The following is a 24,543-nucleotide window of genomic DNA, read 5'->3' on the forward strand; positions in this document are numbered from 1 at the left end:
CGATTACTCCTCGCTACCTTTCGCGCTGTCGTCTGGTTTCGGCATCTGGCTCAACGATTTGAGCAGCGTTGGATCTTGCAGAATTTTGGCGATCAGTTCTTCTGCGCCATTCTTACCGTCCATATAGGTCAGTAGATTCGAAAGCTGGGTACGGGCTTCCAGCAATTTGTTCAGCGGCTCCACTTTGCGCGCAACCGCGTCCGGCAGGAAGTCGTCCATGCTGTCAAAGGTCAGATCGACGTTCAGCTTGCCTTCGCCGGTCAGGGTGTTGTCGACCTGGAAAGCGACGCGCGGTTTCAGCGCCTTCATTCGTTCATCGAAGTTATCGATATCGATCTCAAGAAACTTGCGTTCTTCCACTGACGGCTGATTATCGACCGGTTTACCGACCAGATCCGCCATCACGCCCATCACAAACGGAAGCTGAATTTTGCGTTCCGCACCATAAATCTCTACGTCGTACTCGATCTGTACGCGGGGCGCACGGTTGCGTGCGATGAATTTCTGCCCACTTTTACTTATTGCCATGATGCTCTCCATCGAAGATGCGCGGTAAAGGTTGAGCGCCAGACCTTATGCCTGTCGCCATAATGTCCGAACGCGTCAGTCGCGACGTCCAAAAATGTTTTCCAGCTGATGAACGCCGTCCGGCGCTAAATCGCGGATAATGTCCATAAAATCCAGTTCAATCAGCCGCTGTACTCGTTCAATCATCAGCGGCGCGGGGTGGCTCGGTTCATGCTGCGCGAAGTACTGTTTCACTTTCTCCAGCATCTGCTGCGCCTCGGCGCGGCTGCTGATTTGCGCGCTGCGCCAGTCCACAACAGACGCTGGCGTCGCGCCGGGAATCGCTTCATGTTCACTCACGGCACTCTCCTCGCGGGACGCGTGAAAGGTCGAAATGTCGGTCACCTGGCAGGCGTCCGCGACGATGCCAACGGTCTTTTGCAGTTGCTCCATCTCCGGCACGCCGCTTGCGCCCAGATGTTCGGTCAATATTTCGCGAATGGTTTGCAGCCGCTGGTGAATGGCGACGATGGCGTCGATACCCGGCTGTCCGCCGCGCGCCAGTTCGTCAATCAGCCGTGAACGGCCGCCGGGATAATCGGCGCATTCGGTTTTACTGCCATCAAGCAGCGCCTGGGCATCGCGCAGTATCAGGTCGTCGCCGTTGCTGCGTAGCAGAATGGCGTTGCGTAGCGCGCTGGTCAGCGTTGATTTATCGCTGAGCCCCGCCAGGGCGTTGATACGATAAAACGGGTCGGTTTCGCCGAACTCTTCCAGCAGTGGATACATCGGTTGCCAGTAGAGCGACAGCGCCTGCTGAACCAGCAACAAGCCATCGGCATAACCGGTCAGGCCACGGCGTTTGGTCCAGGCCTGAGTGAGCGCCAGCATGACGCGTAAATCTTTGGTGCGGCTGAGCAAACCCACCGCCAGCTTTTCTACCGTCGTCCAGTCGGCGGGCTCCGCCGGGATAATAGTGTCGCCGAACTGTTGCTCGGCTTTGCCCTGCATCGCCTGTTCCATCGCCTGGAAGTCGGCGTCATATTCGAGGTTTTCACCGCAGGGCTGCTCCGCAGTGACCGGAGCAAGAAATTCATCAATATTCATTGCCTACCTGCTTATTCAAACATCGGCGGATACAGGCCGTGGCGGCCCGGTCTCGCGCCGCCGGCGGGATCGAACAGCAGCGTGAACAGCTGGCCGGTCAAATTACCGCTATGGACGTGAGTGTAGAGCGGATAACCATCGGCGCGGTTAGTCCACCAAAAGCTGGTTTGCCGCTGCGGGTCAAAGCAGTCCGCCGCTTGTTGCCAACCGATAGAACTGTGCCCGTCCTGCTGATAACCAATCACGTCGAGAATTTCCGAGCGTTTTTCCGCTTCGATCATTTTCGGCGCCGGAATCGCGAGCAGCGCCTGATCCAGTTGTTCGGCGGAGAAACCATTACGGACCGCATGCAGCAGCGTTCTTCCCACCTGCTGGTACCATTCTCCTGCCTGCGTCAGGGTCGATGCCGACCACTCCAGCGGGTTAAAAGCCATTTGCGCGCAGATGGGATACTGACGACCCACCCGATCGCGCCCGGGGATCAGGCAGCCCATTTGCACCATCTGGCCGCTTAACATCGGCGGTACGATAAAATTCCAGACCGGAGCATTACTGAACTGGCGTTCGCCACTGCGTTCCTGCTCCTGCTGCCAGGCAAGTAATCCTACCTGAAACCATTGCGACCACTGGCGAACCAGAATGTCAGGAAATCGGCGTTGCAAAAAATCGCCGGTACTGGGGAGTTTCCCGTACCAGCTCATCGCAGGGGAGTAAGTCATTGGCTTTCCTTGCGGTTATGGACATGAGAAACGAGGGAGCTGGAACGGGTTGCGAATACTGTTCGGCGCAAACTCCAGCGTGACCTGATGGCCATCGACGTTAAACGTCGCCTGACGGCCTAAACTGCTGCTGCCCGGAGCGGTACGCGCTTTGTCGAAAAAGCGGTTCAGCGCCCACGAGCCGCTGGTCACCAGCGTCGAGGTGGTGCCATCGGCCAGCCCAAGCTGCATACGCACCTGGTTAGTCCCGCCCGGCCCCGGCCAGCTCATCATCTGTACCGCCTGCGGACCGTGGCTATAACGCAACTGCTGGCCATCGACATCCAGCGTCAGGTTGAGGATCTGGTTATCCATGCTGATGGTACGTATCGTCACTTTAAATGACGGCGTGGTCGCGCCGTTGGCAAAGAAGGCATCACGAATCGACTGCGCCTGCTGGAATGGCCTTAACACCCCTTCGCTTCCCGGCAGCGTTTTACCGTCGATACCCGGCATAAAGCGCCAGTTGGCCTGCGTGGTATCCACTTTATTCGTCAGGTTGTCACGGAAAAAAGTATCCATCATGCCGGTGCCTGGCGCGAACATCCGCGCCAGATCGTCAGGAGTGACTTCGCTACTGGCGCCGCGGACTAACGGGTAGCGTCCGGCGATGGCCTGACGGCAGAACCCGCCGACCTCGACGTTTACCCGTTTGCGCACGTTATCAAGATCGCGGCGCTGGGTATCGCTACTGGCGCCGACCGCCATTTTGCTGAACATGGTTTGCAGTCCGCCCGGCAAACGCCCGGCGCTGGCCTGCAAGCGACTGATCGCATCGCCGCCCGGCGGCTGCATGCCGCTGTTGGCGGCGTCCTGTACGGCGGTCAGGTAGCGATAAAGCTCATCGATTTGTTTAAGAAAATCGTCAAACACAATCGTCTTGCCGCCTTTTTCCAGCGGCTGCGCCAGTTCGATCAGCGGCGCGTAATGTTCAGTGACAAGCTGTTCCGGCGTCTGGCTAATCGCCGCGCCCTGAGTCGCCCGGCCGTCATCATGGCGGAACAGCGCTTCCAGGGTCCGAGTGGCGCGATTCCCCTGTTCGGCGTTGTTTTCACCTTTGACGGTTTCCGCTTCGGCGCGCGCCAGGTTCAACACCTGGCTCAGGCTGATGACCAACCGGCGCAGCGGCGAGTTACTGGCGGACAGTAATCGCGCGGTATTGATCCGCGAAGACAAATCGGCGCTGTTGTTCAGCTGAATATCGGCAAGGAAGCGATCCCAGTTGGCGATAAAGTCGCGCATATACAGCTGGCGTACAGCATTATCTGTTTGCTGCTTATCTTCCTGCGCCGTGGCGGCGCCCAGCACCCAGATATCGTCGTCATGCAGCGCGCTGGTGACGTTATCAATCTGTTTATTGAAAACCTGCCAATAGCCGTTTGGCGTATACAGGCCGGGAACCCCTTCGGCGATCGGCGTACCGCTTTTGCGCGAAAACACCAGTTCGCTCTGCGGGCCGCCGAGAGTAGCCAGCGATACCGCTTTGAGGTTGTCATCATGTTCCAGCAGGCGTTTCAGGCGGCCGTAAACTCGCGAAGACAGCGGTTGCTGGTTGATCAATGTCCGCTCGCGGGCAATCAGCGCGTCGTCTTTGGCATACGGCGAAGACTGAATTTGCGGTTCCAGTAACTGGATCAGATGCCCTTCCAGCTGTCGCAACTGCGCCTGAGTGACGTTTTGCGGCAGATTGCGCTGCAGATTAAGCATCACCCACGAGAGCAGGAATTTGCCATCATAATGTTTAGGTTGATACAGCATCTGATAGGCTTTCAGCGCTTCGTAGCTATATTCGGCATCGCTGCCGTCATCGTTACGCAACCAGGTGGCGATGCGCATGGCGACATCCGGCAGCAGCATTTGCTGGAGCGCTTTCTGATACAGCGTCTGTGAAGCATCGCTGACGTCATATCCGCGGTAGAGCCCCATTCGGCGGGTGACCGGCGGATCGTTGACTTCAAAATCGGCGCTTTTCGGCAATTCCAGCAGTCCATTCAGCAACGGCAGCATGGTGAATAGATCGCGCTGGCCAGGATTCTGTAGCGCTTTACTTTGCTGCTCAACCAGCGGCACCTTCGCCGACACCTCTTGCAAGTAGGCTTTGTTTTTGCCGTAACTGGTCAGCCACAGGACGCCCAATACCACTAGCAGCGCGGCAAGTACCGCATAACCTGACCAGATCGCCGCACGATTACGCAGCTCCCACCAGCGGTTCTGTCCGGCGATACCGGCTTCCTGGAAAATGACATTTTGCAGCAGGTTTTTAATGAAGTAGCTCTGGCCTTTACCGCCGGGGATTGGCGCTTCTTTGCTGACCGAATCCCAGTTGTCGTTATCCTTACCCTGCGGCAACGACAGCGCGCGATTGAGTTCGCCCATCACGCGGTCAAATGGCAGCCCTTCCTGGGTTCCGCTGGCGAAGTAAATGCCGCGCGGCGAAAATTCCGTTTCGAAATTCGAGCGGGCAAACACCGTGCTGAGATAATCCGCCAGCAGTGGGCGCAACGCCGCGAACTCCTGCGGGAACAGCCAGGCTTCAGCGCGGGTTTTGGCATCATGCTCGCGCAGCATAGTGTCCGGCAGGCCCGCTTCCAGTCGCTGTTGCAGCAGCGCGAACTCTTGCGTGAAACTGCCCATCAGGTCGAAATCGGCGAGTCTGGACTGCTCCCATGGGAAAGTGAAGCCCCAGATCTGATCGCGCTGCGCTTTGTCGTAATCGGCAAACCAGGCGCGGAAGCCTTTAAGCAGGTCGGCTTTAGTGACCAACACATACACCGGGAAGCGAATACCCAGTTGCTCGTGCAACTCGGAGAGACGCTGGCGCAAATTGACCGCCTGTTGGCGCGATGCATCGGCCGATTGGGTCAACAGGTCAGAGATGCTCACCGTCACCACCACGCCGTTGATCGGCTGGCGACGGCGGTATTTACGCAACAGGCCAATAAACTTCAGCCATTCACCGGCATCCTGCGCTTGCTCGCTCTCCTGAGTGGTATAGCGTCCGGCGGTATCCAACAGGACGGCTTCGTTGGTAAACCACCAGTCGCAGTTGCGCGTACCGCCGATGCCGCGTAGCGCCGTTTTACCGAAACGGTCGGCCAGCGGGAACTGCAATCCGGAATTGGCCAGCGCGGTGGTTTTGCCGGAGCCTGAAGCGCCGATAATCACGTACCACGGCAGTTGATAGAGATATTGCGTACCGAAACGCTGGGTCCACTGCGCGTGAGCGTTACCGGTTTTGCTAAAGTGCGCTTTTTTCAGCATCTGCGCCGCTTCATCAAAGCGATCGGCGAGGATCTGGTCTTCGCTGTTGAGACGCTGTTGCGGATCGTTACCCTGCGGCTCTTCCTTCAGGTTATCCATCAGCTTGCGGTTGAGCCAGGCGTTGTACAAGCGCGGCAGAATATGGCTTTGCGCCCAGATGAGGTACACCACCGCGATGGAGATAATACGGTTTTGTTCCGATTCCAGCGGCCGGGTATCAACAATCGACAGCAGAGGGCCAATCATCCAGATGACGGCAGCCACCGCCGTGGCGCCGAGAAAGCCCCACAGCAGCCGGTTGGTCAGAATGGAAAGCAGAAGTGTCAGCATCCTTAATTTCCTTGGGGCAATCCGTTCAGCTCAGCCCGGGTATTATCGGGCGACACCAGCAGAGTAATTTCCACACGGCGGTTACGGGCACGGTTCTCAGGAGTGGTATTCGGCGCGATAGGGTTCATTTCCCCTCTCCCTTCGGCTTTCACGCGGTCAGGTTGCGCCAGATGTTTTTGCAGCTGTTTCTGTACCGAACGCGCGCGTTCCAGCGACAGTTCATAGTTCGAGGCGAAGCGCGCGCTGCGGATAGGCACGTTATCGCTGTATCCCACGACCAGAATGCGGCCGCTGACGTTGTTCATCGCCTGAGCGATGCGATCGATCACCGGATCGTAACGGTCGCGCACCACCGTTGACGCCGAGGCGAACAGGCCGTCACCTTTGAGAATAACCACGCTGCGGTCGGCTTCATCGCGCACGGCGACCAGCCCTTCGGCAATTTCCGGGCGCAAGAAGCCGCGCAGGTTAAGTACCGCCGGTAATTTTTCCGCCGGCTGGGCGATAGCCGCTTCCGGCAGCGGCGTTTGATAAATTTTCGCCAGTACCGGATTCGTCGCGTCGCCCAGTCGCCAGTTGAGAATGATGTAGAACAGGCAGGCGGCGAAACCGGCCAGGGCGACGCAGGCCCATAGCGGCACAACCGGGCGCCACAGCTTACGCAACACCGGGCGATCCTCGCCGTGGGCGGATAGCGGCGGCGCATAGCCGCCGCGTACGCCGCAGATCATCTGCCACAGACGCTGCTTGATGGTTTCCAGCTGCGTGCGGCCGTTATCCATCACCCGATAGCGCCCTTCAAAACCGAGCAACAGGCAATAGTTAATTAATTCCAGCAGATTAATGTGCTCGCGCGGATTCTGCGACAGGCGCGCCAGCAGCTGGAAGAACTTCTCGCCGCCCCAGGTTTCGTTGTGAAAGGTGACCAGCAGACCGCTTCCCGACCACACGCCGCTACTGCCCCACGGCGTCAACGCCGCCGCTTCATCCAGCGCGGTGCACAGGCAATAGCGCGCGCCGACGATCACCTCGTACGGTAGCCCCGCCTGCTGACCGCGTACCTCAAAACGGCGAATTTCATCGATCAAGCGCTGGCGTAAACCGACCTGATCGTCGTGTGACACCGAATGGCGGATTTGCGGTATCGCATTGAGTAATGGGTTGGCGGCCGTCACCAGGGGATTGTTGCCGCTGACGCCGTGGCTGGCGGCGGCCTGTTGTTCCTGCATCATGAGCGCTCGCTTTCTTATTCTGACGGACTACGGATAGCCCAAAACTCCATATCCAGGCCGGGAAACTCGCCTGCCAGGTGCAGCGCGAAGGCGCCAGATTTTTCCATTTCATTCCACAGCTCGCCGCCCTTCTCGACAGCGAAGTAGTTATAGCCGGCATGCCACGGAATTTGCGGCGGCGCGGCAGGCATAGCGCGCAGGATCAGGCCCGGTAGCTGCAACTGGACCAGATCGCGAATTTTGCTCACCGGAGCGACTTTCATCTGCGCGGGGAAATGCGTTTGCAGCACGTCGCCAGGTACGCTGGCTTTTACCGCCAGCACAAAACCAAACTCGCGCACCATACTGCTTTCCGGCACGGTCGCGATGTTCAGCCCGTGCGAGCGTTCGATCAGCGGCAGTTGAATGGCGTTGTCTTCCATCACCTGCGACAGCCCCTGACGCAGCAGCAGTACCAGTTTGCCGAAGCAGCTGGCGAGATCGTCATGGTCGTATACCGGCAGCGCGGCATCGGGGCTGCGTTGCGCCATCCAGGTGGTCAGTTCGGTTGCAAACGGCAGCCAGCTGTTCCACAGCGATTCAGGATGGACTAACGGCTGCATTTTAAGATGCGAGAGATGACCGAGATGGCGGTTCACCAGCGCCAGAAGTGTGAATTCAATTAATTCGGAGGTGTTAAAGCGTCCCGGTTGCCTCAACCGGCTACCGATTTGCTGGCTGCGCTGCGCCAGCAGGCCATGTAAGTCGTTGATCATCGCGTAAATCAGCGGATGATTGATGCCATTGAGCATCGGCGGGATATAGCCGTTATCGAGACGCACGGCATTATCATTGCGCTTCTCGGCAATAAACGCCACGCCAATCGCGGTCCACTCGGCGGTCAAATCTTTTTCCAGCATCAGCGTCAGACGAGGACGACCGAACTGGACCGTGGCGTCGCCAACCGACAGCGCATTGTCATCTTCCACATCCTGTTCAAATGCGGTAAAGCGCGCCAGTGAGTCCTTCTCCTCGCTGAAGATCACCTCTTCGCGTCCGCCACGGCGTACCGGCAACGCCAGCACCACTTTTTCGCCAGAGACGTTATCCGGTACCTGCAACGGCGCCGGGCCCTGACGGGCGTCGCGGAACTGGAAGAACGTGCCGTCCGGCAGCAGGCCGCTGGCATAGCTCAGCGCAATGCAGCCCTGACGTAGCATCGCGTCATCCAGTTCAATATCGAGAAAACCCCACAGCCAGGAGCGTTGTAACCCGCCCCACTCGCGAATTTGCGTTTGCAGGTAGCTTTCCGCCCGTTGAAAGTGATGCGGACGTAAAAACATACCTTCGGTCCAGACCACCTTTTCTGCTTTATTCATACAAATTTCCTGTTAGAGTTCGCGCTATTGCTGCACTACGCGGATCCCATTTACGTCAAGATAAAGATTTGCCTGCAGTTGATCCGCCGACAGTTTCCAGAACTGCCAGAAAGGTGTTTCGCCAGGAGTTGGGAGGGGAAGAGAAATGCGCCACTTTTTACCGTCCAGGGACTGGTATTCCGCCATGACTCCGATATAACGCGCCTCCGGCGAGCTCTGCCCGTTAAGGGTCTTTGCCAGCTGGCCAGGCATCAGGAAAAATTCATCGCTGTTAAGCAAGTTGCCAGCGAGGACCTTCTGCGCGTTATTTTGTAAGGAGTAGAAATCGGCGGACATAAATTCCGCATCGGATTTCAGCACTAACACTCTGACCTTTAATGGTGCCGAGCTGTTAATTTGCGGGTGGGCTTGAAACTGAAGATTGTATCGGGCGGGGTCGCTGTGTGAAGACGAGCCACATCCACTAACCAACGTAAAAAGAAACAAATAAAACGCCAGCAATACCTGGCGTAAAAGAGATTTATTATTCATACGGTGTCGCTCGTAAAGGCGGGATTAATCCAGAATCCAGGTACCGTTATTGCCGTTCTTACAGGCTTTGGTATTTCCGTCAACGCTCACGCAGGTCGCTTTTTTACGCGCCACTGGACGCCGGGACTGATTGCGTAACGTTTTATCGTACAGTTCGCTTTTCACTACGGCGTTAGCCGGCGCGTAGCCAATCAGGTTTTCCTGCCCTTCGTTAGCTAAGGCGATCCAACCATCTTGAGCCTGACCAAGCGCGAGGTAGCTGGCGCCGGGAACTAACTGGACGATGACTTTTCCACCATAACCGGCCTGGCTCATTACCGCTGCGGAATACAGCGCACGATACTCGGCGTTTATCGGGGTAAATTCGGTGGGCGGCACAACAATATGGCGATGGGTTAAATTCACGCCATTAATTTGCGTGGTTTCAATCGTATCATCGGTAATTTGCGGCTTTGGTGGCGCTTCGCACCCAGCCAGTGAAACCGCAATTATAGCGGCCAAAAATACTCGCGTTTTCATATGCTTTTCCATTGCAATGCTTTTATTTTCTTAAGGTTTATTTATGCCGAAATTATGGCCTAAATATCCTTAATCACTGTGTGTCAAAGGGCTGATGAGCACGGTAAATGCATAGCTACCGCACGAATCATCACCGGAGTGGATCCCTTTATTACATTTCATTAACTATCACCACACAATTTTACAGATCGATCGAGTCAATTCAACTCGCATTTTCAGCCAATAGTTATGAGTGGTTATCGTATTTAAATTTTTAGGAATAATCTCACATGCCGTTTTTATCCAGCGAAATGCTCATGCGCCGAAAAAGTGTAATCCCATAACCACTCTAAAAGAAAGAGTAATTTAACTGGATGATTTGAAAGGTATATTTAATTGACATGTAAATCGGAGTTTTCACTGTCTGAGAAGATGGAAAAGTCCTAAAAAATATTTTGCGGCAAATGTCCCCACCAATCTTGGTAGGTTATTTTCGATATTATGAGGCAATGCTGATATAGCATCGGAAAGGCACGTGATTTGACATAATCGCTGGTGGCTTCTATGACCAACTTATGACGACTTTGTAAAAACAATGAATAATCGGATGATTCTTAGACGCATAGTGGAGTAGAGACGAAAACGGGGCCTTGCTGGCCCCGATGTTATTTTAATGGTGATGTTTCTTGTGGTGCTTGTCGTACTCTTTCTCGCGCTTTTTATAGTCTTTACGTGCATCGTGATAGCCTTTTTCATAGGCTTTACGCTGTTTTTTCTCAAGTTTGCGCCAGTGCTTATCACGGTATTCGTAATGGCGATGCCAGTAGTCTCTATCACGCCAGGTGCCGCCATCCCAGTAGTGACCATAGGAATCGCGATCGCCGATTTGCAGTTTAATAGCCGGTAATAGCGTAATCTCTTCGGCCTGAGTCACGAACGGTGCGGATGCCAGCAAAACGGCGGCTAACAATAATATTTTTCGCATCGGATTCTCCTTAGCTGTGCGTTTAGTAATATGTTGTAACATAACCGCCCCCCCGGTTATCCAGGTAAATTCCGTTTTTTCAGCTTACGGCCGATAAAGGAAATTATTCGTCTGGCGTGTTATGGAAACGACAGCCAGACACATGTGGTTTATTGATCGCGGGAGATGAGCGCGCCTTGCCCTGACAGGCGAATCATAAGACAATGTGGCTTTTCAAGCGTCTACATGCCTACGGGAGTATTTATCATCGCTTCTCGTCGCCTCCCCTCTGTCACCACGGTGACCCGACTCGGCGCTATCGCTGCTGCCGTGCTCTTGCTCGTGACCTGTTCCAACAAACCGCCGAAATCGCTGGTGAGCACCAGTCAATCGCCTGTCGCGCAAAAATCGGCGAAGCGCCAGCAACCGGTGCGCGGCGTCTGGTTAACCACCGTTTCCCGGCTTGACTGGCCGCCGGTGGGTTCGATTATCGCCAGTAGTCCTGAAAGCCGCATCAGTCAGCAAAAGCTGGCGTTGATCGCCAAGCTCGATAATCTACAACGCCTCGGTATCAATACCGTTTTCTTCCAGGTGAAACCTGACGGCACCGCGCTTTGGGAGTCCCATATTCTGCCTTGGTCGGATATGCTGACCGGCAAAATCGGCGAAAATCCCGGCTACGACCCGCTGCAGTTCGTGATCGAGGAAGCGCATAAGCGTGGGATGAAAGTTCACGCCTGGTTCAACCCTTATCGCGTCTCAGTCAATACTAAACCGGCCACAATCGCTGAACTTAACAACACCCTGACCCAGGTGCCCGCCAGCGTGTTTGTGCTGCACCGGAGCTGGATACGCACCGCCAGCGATCGTTTTGTCCTCGATCCGGGGATCCCGGAAGTGCGTGACTGGATAACCAGCATCGTGGCGGAGGTGGTGCAGAATTACGCGATCGATGGCGTACAGTTTGATGACTACTTCTATACCGAAACGCCGGGTTCGGCGCTTAACGATAATCAGACCTACCAGCAATATGGCCAGGGCTATGCCTCGAAAGCCGACTGGCGGCGCCACAATACCCAGCAACTCATCGTGCAGGTTTCGCACACCATCAAAAAGCTTAACCCGCAGGTTGAATTCGGCGTGAGTCCGGCGGGGGTCTGGCGTAACCGTTCGCACGATCCGCAAGGTTCCGACACCCGCGGCGCGGCAGCCTATGATGAGTCTTATGCCGATACCCGCAGTTGGGTACAACAAGGGCTGCTGGACTATATCGCGCCGCAGTTGTACTGGCCGTTCGCCCGCGATGCCGCCCGCTATGATGTGCTGGCTAAATGGTGGGCCGAGGTGGTGAAACCGACCAATACACGGCTGTATATCGGCGTGGCGCTGTATAAGGTCGGCGAACCGTCAAAAAACGAACCGGACTGGATGGTTGACGGCGGCGTGCCGGAGTTGAAAAAACAGATCGACCTCAATGAAACCACGCCAGGAATTCAGGGCACGATTCTGTTTCGCGAGAACAACCTTAACCAACCGCAAACCCAGCAGGCGGTGCGTTATCTGAAGAGCCGCTGGGGAAGTTGATCCCCTGCGGCCAGGCTCCCCGTTTCCGCTGAACGGGGAGTTTTGCTACTTCGATTTAAATTTTTTTTCACCTCAGCGCAACTTTTCTGCCCGCGCCAGCGAATTGAAGAGAGTATCGAATCAATGACTCTTACATCGCAGGAGCAGAGAATGAAACCTGGCAAAACCTTAATCACCGCCCTCACCTTCGCCGCCGCCCTTGGCGTCAGCGCCGTTTCCTTTACCGCCAACGCCGCGCTGGCGGTGGGCGCAAAAGCGCCGGATTTTGAATTAAAAGGCGCGCTGGCCGGTAAACCCATCGATTTCTCGTTGCAAAAAGCCCTACAGAAAGGTCCCGTCGTGCTCTATTTCTTCCCGGCCGCCTTCAGCGCCGGCTGCACTATCGAAGCGCATGATTTTGCCGAAGCCACCGATGACTTCAGCAAGATGGGGGCGACGGTGATTGGCGTCACCGCCGGGAATACCGATCAGGTCAGCGATTTCTCTAAGCTGGAGTGCCGCGATAAGTTTGCCGTCGCCGCCGACCCAGGGGCCAAAGTCGCCGCGCAGTATGACACGTTGATGCAAATGAAAGGCAAAACGCTGTCCGATCGCACGTCTTATGTCATTGCGCCGAATGGCGACATTCTGCTGAGTTACACTGATAGAAACCCGGAAACGCATATTACGAAAACGCTCGCCGCCGTGAAACAGTACGACGCCGCGCATCCGCAAACCCACTAAAAAACGAGGCCAGCGATGTTGACCGCTATGCTGGCCGCCTTTATCGGCGGCATTATTCTTAACTTTATGCCCTGCGTTTTCCCGGTGGTTTCGCTGAAAGCATTAGGATTGCTGCGTCATTCCGAAAATGCCGCTCATGCCCGCCGCGAAGGGGTAGCGTTTCTGCTGGGCGTGATGGTGGCGATGATGGCACTGGCCGGAGTCCTGTTGGCGTTACGTGCCGGGGGAACCGCCGTCGGCTGGGGGTTCCAGCTGCAGTCGCCGCTGGTGATCGCCCTGCTGGCGCTGGTTATCCTCGGCGCGGCGCTCAATCTACTCGGTGTCTTTGAAGTCGGACTGGCGGCACAGCGCGTTGGTGAGATCGAGCTGGGACGCGGGGCATTTGTTCGTTCCGCATTGACCGGCGTGCTGGCCATCGTGGTGGCAACCCCTTGTGCGGCGCCGTTTATGGCCAGCGCCATTGGTTATGCGCTGGTGCAGCCGCCCGCCTCGGCGCTGGCAATTTTCTTCGCCCTCGCCCTCGGTTTTGCCGCACCCTTTACCTTAATTTCGCTGTTCCCGGCACTGGCGCGCGTCCTTCCTCGCCCCGGCGCATGGATGGATATTCTGAAACGGGTGCTGGCGTTTCCGATGTTCGGCGCCTATGCCTGGTTAGTGTGGGTGCTGGCGCAGCAGTCCGGCAGCACTGCGCTGGCGGCGCTGTTGGCGGCGTCGGTGGTGTTGGGCTTTTGCGCCTGGTTGTACGGGATCGCGCAGCAACGTCGCTATCAGGGTAAAGGCCATCGGTGGTTATTGAGTGCCACCGTCGCGCTGCTGATCGTGGCCATCGCGCCGCTGCCGGGTCTGATAAAACCTGTCGATGCCCCGGCCGCGTTGCAAGCCGCTGCGCGGACTGGTCCACAAAAATGGACGCCGCAAAATGTGGCGGCCCAGCGTGGGCACGGTAAAGCTATCTTTGTTAACTTCACCGCCTCCTGGTGTATTACCTGCCAGGTCAACGAGAAGACCTCTCTCTCGACTCAGGCGGTAAAAACCGCGCTGGCCAATACCGGTACGTTGTATATGGTGGCCGATTCAACCAAATTTAACCCGGATGTCGATGACGCGCTAAACCAGTTCGGTCAGGGCGGATTGCCGCTGTATGTCGTCTATCCGGCAGACGGCGGACCGCCGAAGGTCCTGCCTCAGGTATTAACCCCGGGTATCGTGGTGAAAGCCCTGAACCAGGCCGCCGGGAAAAAGGCATGAATGAATAACAAGGCGGCTAATGCAAACCAACGATAACGCACGGGAAAACTGGCCAACGTTAATGGAACGCGCGCAGGCGGGCGACAGGCTCGCCTATACCCGTTTGCTCAAAGCGTTGCTACCGGTGATCCGCTCGCAGGTGCGTAAACAGTTGGCCGATGAGGCGTTGGTTGATGACGTTATCCAGGACATACTGTTGACGATACATCGGGTACGCCATACCTACGATCCCAACTGGCCCTTTTTGCCGTGGTTGCTGGCGATCATTTCCGCTCGCTGCGTTGATGCCTTGCGCCGTCGTGGTCGTCGCCAGCACTGGGAGGTGGCCGACGACGAGGTCCCAGAAGCTGTCGCAACTCACGCCGCGACGGGCGATTCTGAGGAAGAACTGGCGCAGTGGCTGCGTCAACTCCCTGAGCGCCAGCGCCATATCGTCGAACACGTTCATCTGCGTGAGATGAGCCTCGCGGAAGCGGCGGTATATAACAATCTCAGCATTTCAGCGGTGAAGTCGCTGCTGCATCGGGCGCTGCAAAACCTGCGGCGCATTGGAGCCCATCATGACCGATCATGATCTGTTAATCGAAAAACTTGGCCAGCAGGTTCGGCCGGTAAAACGCCCGTGGCCGACGGGCTGGCGCGTGCTGGCGTGGTTGGCCGTTGCTCTGCCGTGTGCCTTCATCACCAGTTTTCTCGTGCCGCGCGGGTTGACCGACTGGTCCCAGCCGGGCGCGTTGCAGGCCGTAGGGCAACTGCTGACGGCGTTTATATTAGGCGTGCTGGCGTTACGTAGCGCGCTGGCAATGTCGATAGCCGGGAGACGCAGTATTAGCTGGAAGGCGCTGCTGCCGATGGGGCTGTTGTGGCTGGGACTCAGCCTGAGCAGCATTCCCGGTACCGCTCCGCCGGTTGCCGATAACGACAGCGTGCGCTGTTTCACCTTCCTGCTGGTCGTGAGCCTGCCGATGATGGCGCTTATCATCGCAACACTGCGCCGCACCCGGGCGCTGCATCCGCTACGCAGTCTGGCGATGGCCGGGCTCGGCGTCTCGTGCATGGCGGTAAGTTTGCTCGCCTTTTGCCATCCGGTACATCTGCATGCGCTCGATTTCGTGATGCACCTGGCGGCCATTGTGACGATCGTCGGCCTGACAATGGCGGTCGGTAAACGCTGGGTAACGCTTGCATAAACATGTTATCCCCGCGCCTGTCGCGGGGTTATCCGCATCGTCACTTACCGCGCAAAGTGAGAATTTTCGCCGAATGGCTGGCAACGTTGTTATAGCGAAGCCATCAGCCGTGCATGCAGTTTCAACGTATGAGTCGTCACCGAACGATAAACGGCAGGAGAGAAATCATGTGGCAAACGAGCCAGTGCAGTCTCAAGAGCGGATGGAATATTTTCGGCAAAGAAACGCAGAATCTCCTGCATCTGATCTTGTGGGAAGTTCACCTCTTTGGCTGTCGCGAGGAAATGCCGTGGATAAAGCGTATTGATGTCCACCTTCCGTCCCTTGCTTGCTTTCAGGCTCATCGATAATTTCAGATCTCGTAAATGCAGACCCGTGCCGCCTAATACCGGGAAAGCAGAGAGGATGTCGTAAAACGGCGTTAAGCGATAACTGCCACCCGGCTGCAGGAATATGGAAAAGTTTTTTGCATGACCGTCTGTGGCGCCAATTAGCCACTGGAACACATTGAATTTCATAAAATCATAGCGGTCTGTTAGTGCTTCGCTGGAGCCAAGCAGAAAATTCATGACTTCATGGATCCCCGGACCGCCGTCAGACTCATATTTCATCGACGATGGCAACCCGAAGGTCTGGCAGAGATCTTCCTGCGGCAGCCGCAGTAGCACCGTATTATCGCGCGCCCAGCGGCGATCGAAACGCGCAACCGCAAGCGCCCGAATATCTGGCGTACGTATTATTTCAGCGTCTGGCACCTTGAAACCCAACACCCTCGCCAGGGTCAGACATAAAAACTCATTATCCACGCTTTCGCGGAGATCCAACGTCGCGTTCGGTTGTTTTATCTCGCCGATTGGCAATTTGATGATATGCGTTGTGGGCGTTGTACCTTTGGGTATCGACCAAATCCCGTCGATTTTTAATAGTGCGGTCTTCTCCTGGGCGCCAGCGACTGAAATCCTGAAGTCATCATGGCCCGCAATCATGCCTAACGGAATATCGGACTGATAGGCGGTGAGCAACGTTTGTAGCCGTTTTTCATCCAGAGAATCCCAGGCTAAATGGCCGAGTATCGGCTGCTCGCTCTCAGGCAGCAGGGTGACAGCACCAACACTATCTCGCCCTACTTCCGCCAACAGGTCAAAGGGTTGTTTTGAACGCGCCTGGTAGCGTTTTACGATGCGCTCGCGGACTTTCACGCTATCCGGTAGTAGGTTATCGAAATAATTGAACACCGCATCGGAGGTGATATTACCGAACTGCAGCGGTAGTGATAAAGAGAGCGGCCTCGCCCGCGGGTTGAGCAGCCAGGCTTCGGCATAGCGAAAGGTATGTGCGCCATTTGCCTGCTTGGTCAGGGTACCGACCAGCTCATCGTTCATCCATGTACTGAGTGCAGCCATTACCACTCCAGATCCTGTTGTGGGTTCCCGGCAGCCGGTGCGGTTGACTCACCTTTGGCACTCAAAGACATGACCAACTCAAGCGATTGTAAAATCTTAAATACGGTGGCGAGCGTTGTCTTCTCGGGATGATTTTCAAAATTAGAGATAGTCGCCTGCTTTATCCCAATGCGACGAGCTAAATCACTTTGGGTCCACTGGTTTTTCTGGCGAACCAGTTTGAGATGGTTCGCCAATTGCACGGGGCTATAAATCATCGGCTGTGGATTCACGATTGTTCCATATCCTCTTGTGGGGATATAGTGATTGTTATCCCTATGAAGGGATAATGTCAATTCGCAATTTTTTATCCCCACTAAGGGATATTGAAAGAATTATCCCTTGGTGGGGATAATTAAGAAAAATAACGGCCCGCTCGCTAATGAGGCCGGGCCGTTATTAAGGGGCAGTCAATTCATCATAAAGCGTCTGCAACCGGCTACGTAGATAAAGGACGGCTTTGTGTTTGCGTGAAAGCCAGGCCTGCTCGCTGGCTCCGCTCTCGGCCGCCAGCGCCTTGTAGCTGTAACCCTGCAGCTCCGTTTTTTCAAAAGCCTCTCGCTGCAACGCGGGAAGCTCCGCCAGAGCCTCGGTTAATGCCTCCCACAACAGTTCTTTCAGATAGTCTTCTTCCGGCGTTTGCGCGACGCCAAACAAAGTTTCAGCGAGTTCATCCTCGGCAAACGTCACATCGTCTTCATCAGCGAAGCCTGAAGAGAACGGCAACTCGCGTTTCTTCCGCGAACGATCGGTCATTTCGTTGCGCGCTGCGCGGAACAGCCATGCGGCGACATTCTCCACCGGCTGTTCAACCTTCATTAACTGCAGCGACACCTCTTGTAAAATATCATCCGCATCGTCGCGAATTGCCGTACGGCCACGAATAAAGGCACTTAAGCGCGAGCGACAGGCGGCAAGCGCGGACAACAGCCGTGATTCCCCCACCATCGCGTTTTTCACCTCACTCACTCGGCACCCGGCGTTTTCGTCGTCTGGGTATCCGCGCTCGGCTGTTCAGCGCGACGCTCATGCCAACCGCAGTGACCATGGCGACCATGGCGACCAAAACGTTGGGCAAACTCCTCGCGCTGCTCCGGGGTCATCGTCATCCAACGTTCGTGCATCCGCCGACGCGCTTGCACCATGCCAAACATGCCGCGATGAAAACCACCCAGACCGCCAAACAAAATACGACACAGCGCCAACAGCCCCAACGCCTGCCAGAAGCCGATACTTTTCACGCCAATCAACGCCGGTAGCAAAGCATTCCACAGCGACATGACCACCAGTCCAAGTACGGCGATAATCACTATGCCGATAATCAACGGCCGCGCCATGCGATGGCGACCCCATCCATGTTGATGACGTCCGTGCAAATCAAAATCTCTCATCGTCTGATACCTCATTAAGTTGTCTGTATTGAGGTAGACGAATCAGCGATACAAATATTGCCAGGAAAAGTGAAAAAAGTTACGTAGATAAACACCGGCAAATCCCGTTTGATTGAGTATAGCCAGCGCCGCAATTATGTTAGATTTTCCTGACAGTGATTAACCGGATACCTGCCGATGCACGATGCGCCGTTAACCGACGCCAGACCTGACCTGACGATCGGCTTTCTGCTAATGAACCACTTCACCCTTGCCGCCGTGGCGGGCCTGGTGGAGTCTCTGCGTTTCGCCGCCGATGAGTCCTTTGCCAGCCGACAAATTTTTTGCCAGTGGCAGTGGATGACCTGCGACGACCGCCCGGTGACGGCCAGTTGCGGCTTGCCGGTCACGCCGACCGCGCCGCTGGATTTCAGCAAACGCTGGGATTATTTCGTGCTCGCTGGCGGCTTGCTGGAGGAGACCCGCAACCCGCCGATCTGGTTGCTGGAGGCGGTGCGCGATCTGCATGCGCGTAACATTCCGATCATTACCCTCTGTAGCGGCGCGTTTATCGCGGGTAATGCCGGTCTGTTGGACGGCCATCGCTGTGCGATTCACTTCACCACCCGTGATGAGTTCAAAAGGCGATTTCCTAAAGCGATCCCGGTTATTGATAAAACCTATATTCGCGACGGCGGCATTATTTCCTGTCCAGGCGGCACCGGCATTGACCTCGCCGCCGATCTGATTCGCCAGCATTGCGGTACGCTGCGCATGCGTAAGGTATTAAAGTATTTGCTGATCGATGAACCTGATGGCCGTAAAACGACGAAAAAAGCCCGTAAAACGGCTGATGCTGAAGAGATCTACGCCAACGATCTGGTGCAGAAAGTGATCGACTTTATGAAGCATCATCTCGATTCGCCGCTGCCAGTCAACGACATCGCCGACTTCACCGGCGTTCCGGTACGCCAACTGAATGCCATTTTTCTACGCAGCACCGGGGAAACCACGGCCGCCTACTGGCGGAAGATGCGCCTGGCTCATGCCCGAAAACTGATGGCCGATAGCAGCCACAGCATTAATGCCATCGCCACCGCTTGCGGTTTTTCCGATGCATCACACCTGATTGCCTGGTTTCGCAAGCAGTATGGCGAAACGCCGAGCGCCTACCGTAAACGTCGGCGTAAAGTCGATCAGCTGATGGATAACCCATAGAATAAGGGCCGCAACGCGGCCCTTATTCTACAATGAGTGTTGTTTGAAATGGCCGTTCGCCTGTTTAGACGGCGGACCGTTATCATCGAGCGCGGCGGCGTCTTCGAGATTTTTAGCACTGGTTTCCGGCGCGAGGAACCACGAGACCAACAGGCCGAAAAAGGTGATTCCGGCGGCGATATACATCGTCGGGCCAATCCCCAGCGATTGCAGTGAAACCGGCACCAGATAAGTCCCTGCTGCAGCGCCGATCCGCGACATTGACGTGCCGACGCCAACCGCTTCGGCGCGGATTCGGGTGGGGAAAATTTCATTCGGATAGACCAGCTGCAGCACCTGAGCGCCGCCGATAAACAGCGCATAGGCGCCAAACAATAGCAGGATAATCGCCGAGGGCCCATCTCGCAGAAAACCAAGCAGCAGCAGCGCCAATCCGGAATAGAGGAAACTTTGTAACAGCAGGCGGCGGCGCCCCATACTGTTCACCAGACAGGTGGCAATGATACAGCCGACAACAAACAGCAGCGTAATGGCAACCGAACCATACGCCGCCCAGTCGCCGTTAAGATGTAGGGCATCCAGCACCTTAGGAGCAAAGGCATAGACGGCAAACACCGGGATCACGGAACAGGTCCAGAAGATAGTGACAAACGCCATCCGTTTACCGTAACCGGAGAACACCAGATCTTTAAAAGACAGCTTGCCGCTCTCTTTATGCTCCGGCAGATTTTGTAAACCAAAATTAGCGCCATAGACCTGTTTGATGATGCTTTCCGCTTCCTGGCTGCGCCCTTTACTGATTAACCAACGCGGAGACTCCGGCGTGCCAAGGCGGACAACAAACAACGCCGCGCCAATGAGCGCCGTACTGGCGAGCGCCAGACGCCAGGCGTTGGGGCCAGCAAAATGAATAATCATTTCACCAACGATATAGGCTGTCGCCGCCCCCGCGAACCACAAAATGGTTAGCGTGGCGAGGCAAGGACCGCGATATTTTTTCGGGAGAAACTCCACCAGAAACGCGGTCGCCACCGGATATTCAATTCCTACCGCCACGCCGCTGAGAAAACGCAACATAAATAACGTCTCCCCGCTCTGTACCCAATATTGCGCCAGCGAAGTAAGAATAAATAACGTTGGCCCGACAAAATAAATTTTCTTCCTGCCCAGCCGGTCAGTTAATTTACCGCCAACAAAACCGCCAAAGAAAATACCGATTAGCGCCGAAGCGGCAATTAATCCTTCCCAAAAAGAATTCAGTCCTAATGCCGGTGACATTTTTGCCATCGCCACGCCAATAATACTTAATACATAACCATCAACATAAGAACCGCCGCCAGAGCGAACGGTGAGCAGTCGGTGAAAACGGCTCAGCGGAACATCTTCAACCGAGATAGTGTTAGACATTATATACTCCTGTCTGTGTTGCATAGCGGTATAGGCTTCTATTGCGTTTGTTCACTGATTTTGACGACGGTTTTTGCGCGGGTGGACCACCAGCATAAGAGCGAGCCCAGGCTGACCATCGCCGCCCCCTGCCAGAACACCATGGTCAGCGTGGAATGGAGCATCAGTGCGGCTATCAACGCCGAAATAACCGGAATGAAGTAGGATGCAGTCGCCAGGATGGTGACGTTGCCGTGCAGAATACCCGTATTCCAGGCCGCATAACCAAAGCCCATGGCAACTGCCGACATGGCCAGACTGATCCATGTCCAGCTGATTAATGTGAATGCCGGTTGTGGCGTAAAAATATATTTACTCCACAACACCAGCGCGGTCAGAATAAAAAATAGCGTAATGCCGTTATTGCCTTTGGCGATTTTCTGGGTCACCACGCAATAAATTGCCCAGATCATTGCACCGCTCAATGCCAGTCCATAACTTAATGGATTGGATTGCAGGTTGGCTGTTATTTCCGTGAGCGAGAATCCCTGTTCGCCACCCAATATGCGACAAATTCCCGCTATCGCGATCAGGATCCCCGGAATAATCACCAGACGGGTTTTTTGTCGGTTCACGATGACCGATAATACGATAGTTAAACTGGGCCATAGATAATTGACCATCCCGACTTCAATCGCCTGTTGGCCGCTGCCAGAAAAACCCAGCGATAATGACAAGCACAGTTCGTAGCAAACAAAAAGCAGGCTGCCGAGTAGCAGATAGCAGCGTGGGAATTTTTTTACATCCGGAAAACCAACGGTAAATAACAATAATACGGCGCTACAGCTATATATCATCGCCGCGCCAGCAATGGGCCGAAGCCTTCACTGACGCTTTTGATTAAACCGACGATCGCGCTCCACAGCAGGATAGCCATCAATCCGATTAGGGTTGCTCGCTTTTGGGTCATTTCGCCCGCCTCTCTCATTAAGCAGAACCCGCATGCCGCGTCGGCCGCGCTTCTGTTAAAACGAAGTTAAATTCACGCCTAAAGCTATGCTCATGAATGACGACTGTAAATATGACTTAACGCGCTATTCTTCGATATTGTGATCTTGATTGGATATCGATTATAAAATTTAAACAAAAAATAAAATAACACAAATCATTGTTATTAATGATTATTTAGTTTTAACAATGTATTTTTATACTATTATTTTGTATTAACGTTGTATTTTTATTGTATGCAAAAAAAATGCACATATTGACCGTCATAATCGATGTTGGCAGATTGTTAACAAAACAGGTCAACAGATCATTGATAGAGGTGAATATGTTCAAATTTGAAGGTATCTATACCCCGGCAGTCACGCCTTATGCCGCCAATGGCGCGATCGACATCGATCGTTTTGAAGCGGTGCTCGAATCCTTAATTAGCGGCGGCGTTCACGGCATTATCATCGGCGGTTCGACCGGCGAATACTATGCACAGACGGTTGAAGAACGACTGTTGCTGGCCGAGCGGGCGCGTAAAGTGACCGCGAATCGCCTGCCGTTGATTGTCGGCACCGGCGCCATTCGCACCGAAGACGCGGTACTGTATGCCAAACACGCGCGTGAGATTAACGCCGACGCCATCCTTATAACCTCGCCGCCGTATGCCTTACCGACAGAACAGGAAAATGCCCGGCACGCGCTGGCCGTCGATGACGCAGCCCGGCTGCCGGCGATGCTTTACAACTATCCGGGCCGGATGGGGATTTCGATGGGCGAAACCTACTTCAACGCTGTCAGCCAGTCGGCAAATATCGTGGCGATCAAAGAAAGCTCCGGCGATATGAACAACCTGCATCTGCTGGCCTGTAAATTCCCTAACATCGCCCTTTCCTGCGGCTGGGACGATCTGGCGCTGGAATTCTTCGCCTGGGGCGCTCGCAGCTGGGTTTGCGCTGGTTCCAACTTCATCCCTGCTGAGCACGTCGCCTTGTACCAGGCCTGCGTAGTGGATAAAGATTTTGCTAAAGGACGCAAAATTATGGCGGCGATGATGCCGCTGATGAACTTCCTTGATGCCGGTAAATTTGTCCAGGCGATTAAATACGGCTGCGATCTCAACGGGCTGGCGACCGGTTCCGCGCGTGCGCCGCTGCAGGATCTGGATGACAGTGAAAAAGCCCAACTGCAGTCGGTGATCGCGGATGTCAAACGCAATGTCGCTGCGGCAATTGCGGCGTAAGGGGTAGCGATGAGCAAGGTACGCACTCTCAACGACTATACCGCGCTGGCGCGCGATCTCGAGATATCGGGTCAGGCGTTTATTAATGGTCGCTTCGTCGATGCCCAATCCGGCAATACGTTAGCAACCACTAACCCGGCAACCGGCGAAGTATTAGCCCATCTTGCCGCGTGTGACGAAGCCGATGTTGACATCGCCGTCGCCAAAGCGCGTGCGGCATTTGAACGCGGAGACTGGCGACACGTCGCCCCTGCCGAGCGCAAAACCACCCTGCTGGCGCTGGCCGATCTTATCGAGCAGCAGAGCGAGTCGTTGGCGCTACTCGAAAGCCTCGATAGCGGCAAACCGCTTGGCGAGTGTCTGGCGGTCGACGTCCCGGAAACGGTTCACGTCCTACGCTGGCATGCTGAAGCGATCGATAAGCTGTACGATCACAGTGCGCCGACCAACAATCAGACGATGGCATTAGTGGTTCGCGAACCGATTGGCGTCGTTGGCTGCGTGCTGCCATGGAATTTCCCGCTGTTGATGCTGGCATGGAAAATCGGCCCGGCGCTGGCCGCAGGCTGCTCGGTGATCGTCAAACCGGCGGAACAAACCTCCTTAACCGCGCTGCGAGTGGCCGATCTGGCGTTTAAGGCGGGCATCCCGGCCGGGGTGTTAAACGTCGTCACCGGCACGGGTAAAGCGGTGGGTGAACCCATCGGCCTGCACCCGGATGTGGATATGGTGAGCTTTACCGGTTCTACCGCCACCGGTCGACGCTTCCTGCGCTACGCGGCGGACTCGAATTTGAAAAAGGTGGTGCTGGAATGCGGCGGTAAAAACCCGGCGATTGTATTTGCCGATGTCGAAGACCTGCAACAGGCCGCACAGCACATCCTCAACGGCGCTTTCTGGAATATGGGCGAAAACTGCTCCGCGACCTCACGCCTGCTGGTGCAAGAGGAGATCAAGCCGCAACTGTTGGCTGCCATTGCCGCGCACATTGATGACTGGACGCAAGGCAACCCACTCGACCCGCAAAATCGCCTGGGAACGATGATCGGCGAGGCGCATTTCCATAAGGTCAAATCCTACCTGGATATCGCGCGTGAGGAAGGGTTAACCGTCCTTCACGGCGGCGGGACGGCGCAGGAGATCTATGTTCAGCCAACGATCGTCGATGGCGTTTCCCCGCAAAGCGCCCTGTTCCGCGAAGAAATTTTCGGCCCGGTGCTGTGCGTGACCAGTTTCCGCGACGAGCAGGAGGCTATCGTGCTTGCCAACGATACCGACTATGGTCTGGCCGCTTCGGTCTATACCGACAACTTGCGCAAGGCGGTGCGCGTCTCGCGTGCCCTACGCGCCGGTACGGTTACCGTTAACTGCTTTGGCGAAGGCGATGCCACGACGCCATTCGGCGGCTATAAAGAGTCGGGGTTCGGTGGGCGGGATAAATCCATTTTCGCCCACGATCAGTACACCGAACTGAAAACGATTTGGATCGATATTTCAGGCTGATGCGGCCTGCTGTTTTTGCTGTTTGCCCGCTAAAACGGCTGCTTTGGCAGCCGTTGGGTTCGCTCTTTAACAACTTCAAGCCAACGTTTTGCTGGTC

Annotated in this window: 22 protein-coding genes and 1 pseudogene; 8 read left to right on the top strand and 15 right to left on the bottom strand. The window is 55.3% G+C overall.

Translation table 11 applies throughout. The features are described 5' to 3' along the window. Nucleotides 1-3: 3 nt before the first annotated feature. The 9 genes from tssB to PYR66_11905 form a co-directional block, all read right to left on the bottom strand. Nucleotides 4-528: a type VI secretion system contractile sheath small subunit gene (gene tssB, locus PYR66_11865; protein ID WEF30333.1), complete on the bottom strand. Its 525-nt coding sequence runs from the start codon at nt 526-528 to the stop codon at nt 4-6. Nucleotides 529-603: 75 nt separating this feature from the next. Then, nucleotides 604-1,614, bottom strand: coding sequence for a type VI secretion system protein TssA (tssA, locus tag PYR66_11870; protein WEF30334.1), 1,011 nt, complete (start codon nt 1,612-1,614; stop codon nt 604-606). 11 nt (nt 1,615-1,625) lie between these two features. Then, nucleotides 1,626-2,333 carry a type VI secretion system-associated protein TagF gene (tagF, locus tag PYR66_11875; protein WEF26064.1) on the bottom strand — a complete coding sequence of 236 codons (708 nt, stop codon included), beginning with the start codon at nt 2,331-2,333 and terminating at the stop codon, nt 1,626-1,628. A 15-nt stretch (nt 2,334-2,348) separates the two neighbouring features. Next, entirely contained in the window at nt 2,349-5,963 is a 3,615-nt protein-coding gene (gene tssM, locus PYR66_11880) for a type VI secretion system membrane subunit TssM (GenBank protein WEF26065.1), read from the bottom strand. Nucleotides 5,964-5,965: 2 nt separating this feature from the next. After that, nucleotides 5,966-7,192, bottom strand: a complete 1,227-nt coding sequence (locus tag PYR66_11885) for a DotU family type VI secretion system protein (GenBank protein ID WEF30430.1) — start codon at nt 7,190-7,192, stop codon at nt 5,966-5,968. A 17-nt stretch (nt 7,193-7,209) separates the two neighbouring features. Next, a complete protein-coding gene (gene tssK / locus PYR66_11890) occupies nt 7,210-8,553 on the bottom strand; it encodes a type VI secretion system baseplate subunit TssK (protein ID WEF26066.1) in 1,344 nt (447 codons plus the stop codon). A 24-nt stretch (nt 8,554-8,577) separates the two neighbouring features. After that, on the bottom strand, nt 8,578-9,084 hold the full coding sequence (gene tssJ / locus PYR66_11895; GenBank protein ID WEF26067.1) for a type VI secretion system lipoprotein TssJ: 507 nt from the start codon (nt 9,082-9,084) through the stop codon (nt 8,578-8,580). 24 nt (nt 9,085-9,108) lie between these two features. Beyond that, nucleotides 9,109-9,603: an SH3 domain-containing protein gene (locus tag PYR66_11900; protein ID WEF26068.1), complete on the bottom strand. Its 495-nt coding sequence runs from the start codon at nt 9,601-9,603 to the stop codon at nt 9,109-9,111. Between the two features lie 649 nt (nt 9,604-10,252). Continuing rightward, nucleotides 10,253-10,567 (bottom strand): DUF2502 domain-containing protein, encoded by a 315-nt coding sequence (locus tag PYR66_11905; protein WEF26069.1) that lies wholly within the window; start codon nt 10,565-10,567, stop codon nt 10,253-10,255. Between the two features lie 225 nt (nt 10,568-10,792). Here PYR66_11905 and PYR66_11910 point away from each other — a divergent pair, with 225 nt between their 5' ends. The 5 genes from PYR66_11910 (at nt 10,793) to PYR66_11930 (ending at nt 15,291) form a co-directional block, all read left to right on the top strand. Then, nucleotides 10,793-12,130, top strand: a complete 1,338-nt coding sequence (locus PYR66_11910) for a glycoside hydrolase family 10 protein (GenBank protein WEF26070.1) — start codon at nt 10,793-10,795, stop codon at nt 12,128-12,130. 150 nt (nt 12,131-12,280) lie between these two features. Next, complete coding sequence (locus tag PYR66_11915) at nt 12,281-12,853, top strand: peroxiredoxin (protein WEF26071.1); 573 nt, start codon at nt 12,281-12,283, stop codon at nt 12,851-12,853. Nucleotides 12,854-12,868: 15 nt separating this feature from the next. Next, nucleotides 12,869-14,101 carry a thioredoxin family protein gene (locus PYR66_11920; GenBank protein ID WEF26072.1) on the top strand — a complete coding sequence of 411 codons (1,233 nt, stop codon included), beginning with the start codon at nt 12,869-12,871 and terminating at the stop codon, nt 14,099-14,101. A gap of 19 nt (nt 14,102-14,120) precedes the next feature. Further along, entirely contained in the window at nt 14,121-14,675 is a 555-nt protein-coding gene (locus PYR66_11925; protein WEF26073.1) for a sigma-70 family RNA polymerase sigma factor, read from the top strand. Then, nucleotides 14,662-15,291 (top strand): NrsF family protein, encoded by a 630-nt coding sequence (locus PYR66_11930; GenBank protein ID WEF26074.1) that lies wholly within the window; start codon nt 14,662-14,664, stop codon nt 15,289-15,291. The genes PYR66_11925 and PYR66_11930 overlap by 14 nt, the downstream gene beginning before the upstream one ends. Nucleotides 15,292-15,380: 89 nt before the next feature. On the opposite strand, the gene PYR66_11935 is transcribed toward PYR66_11930, so the two are convergent. The 4 genes from PYR66_11935 to PYR66_11950 form a co-directional block, all read right to left on the bottom strand. After that, nucleotides 15,381-16,694 (bottom strand): type II toxin-antitoxin system HipA family toxin, encoded by a 1,314-nt coding sequence (locus tag PYR66_11935; GenBank protein ID WEF26075.1) that lies wholly within the window; start codon nt 16,692-16,694, stop codon nt 15,381-15,383. Further along, nucleotides 16,694-16,951: a type II toxin-antitoxin system antitoxin HipB gene (gene hipB, locus PYR66_11940; protein ID WEF30431.1), complete on the bottom strand. Its 258-nt coding sequence runs from the start codon at nt 16,949-16,951 to the stop codon at nt 16,694-16,696. The genes PYR66_11935 and hipB overlap by 1 nt, the downstream gene beginning before the upstream one ends. 181 nt (nt 16,952-17,132) lie before the next feature. Beyond that, nucleotides 17,133-17,693, bottom strand: coding sequence for an RNA polymerase sigma factor (locus PYR66_11945; protein WEF30432.1), 561 nt, complete (start codon nt 17,691-17,693; stop codon nt 17,133-17,135). Nucleotides 17,694-17,698: 5 nt separating this feature from the next. Further along, nucleotides 17,699-18,124: a hypothetical protein gene (locus PYR66_11950; GenBank protein WEF26076.1), complete on the bottom strand. Its 426-nt coding sequence runs from the start codon at nt 18,122-18,124 to the stop codon at nt 17,699-17,701. A gap of 177 nt (nt 18,125-18,301) precedes the next feature. Here PYR66_11950 and PYR66_11955 point away from each other — a divergent pair, with 177 nt between their 5' ends. Continuing rightward, a complete protein-coding gene (locus tag PYR66_11955; protein ID WEF26077.1) occupies nt 18,302-19,321 on the top strand; it encodes a helix-turn-helix domain-containing protein in 1,020 nt (339 codons plus the stop codon). 27 nt (nt 19,322-19,348) lie between these two features. Here PYR66_11955 and PYR66_11960 read toward each other — a convergent pair whose 3' ends face one another. Both PYR66_11960 and yddG read right to left on the bottom strand, forming a co-directional pair. Then, entirely contained in the window at nt 19,349-20,728 is a 1,380-nt protein-coding gene (locus PYR66_11960; protein WEF26078.1) for an MFS transporter, read from the bottom strand. Nucleotides 20,729-20,766: 38 nt separating this feature from the next. After that, a pseudogene (gene yddG, locus PYR66_11965) lies at nt 20,767-21,677 on the bottom strand (aromatic amino acid DMT transporter YddG). A 363-nt stretch (nt 21,678-22,040) separates the two neighbouring features. Here yddG and PYR66_11970 point away from each other — a divergent pair. Both PYR66_11970 and PYR66_11975 read left to right on the top strand, forming a co-directional pair. Then, nucleotides 22,041-22,943, top strand: a complete 903-nt coding sequence (locus PYR66_11970) for a dihydrodipicolinate synthase family protein (protein ID WEF26079.1) — start codon at nt 22,041-22,043, stop codon at nt 22,941-22,943. 9 nt (nt 22,944-22,952) lie between these two features. Beyond that, nucleotides 22,953-24,446: an aldehyde dehydrogenase gene (locus tag PYR66_11975; protein WEF26080.1), complete on the top strand. Its 1,494-nt coding sequence runs from the start codon at nt 22,953-22,955 to the stop codon at nt 24,444-24,446. Nucleotides 24,447-24,543: the final 97 nt, after the last annotated feature.

This window comes from Klebsiella aerogenes (genome assembly GCA_029027985.1).
Lineage (GTDB): Bacteria > Pseudomonadota > Gammaproteobacteria > Enterobacterales > Enterobacteriaceae > Klebsiella > Klebsiella aerogenes_A.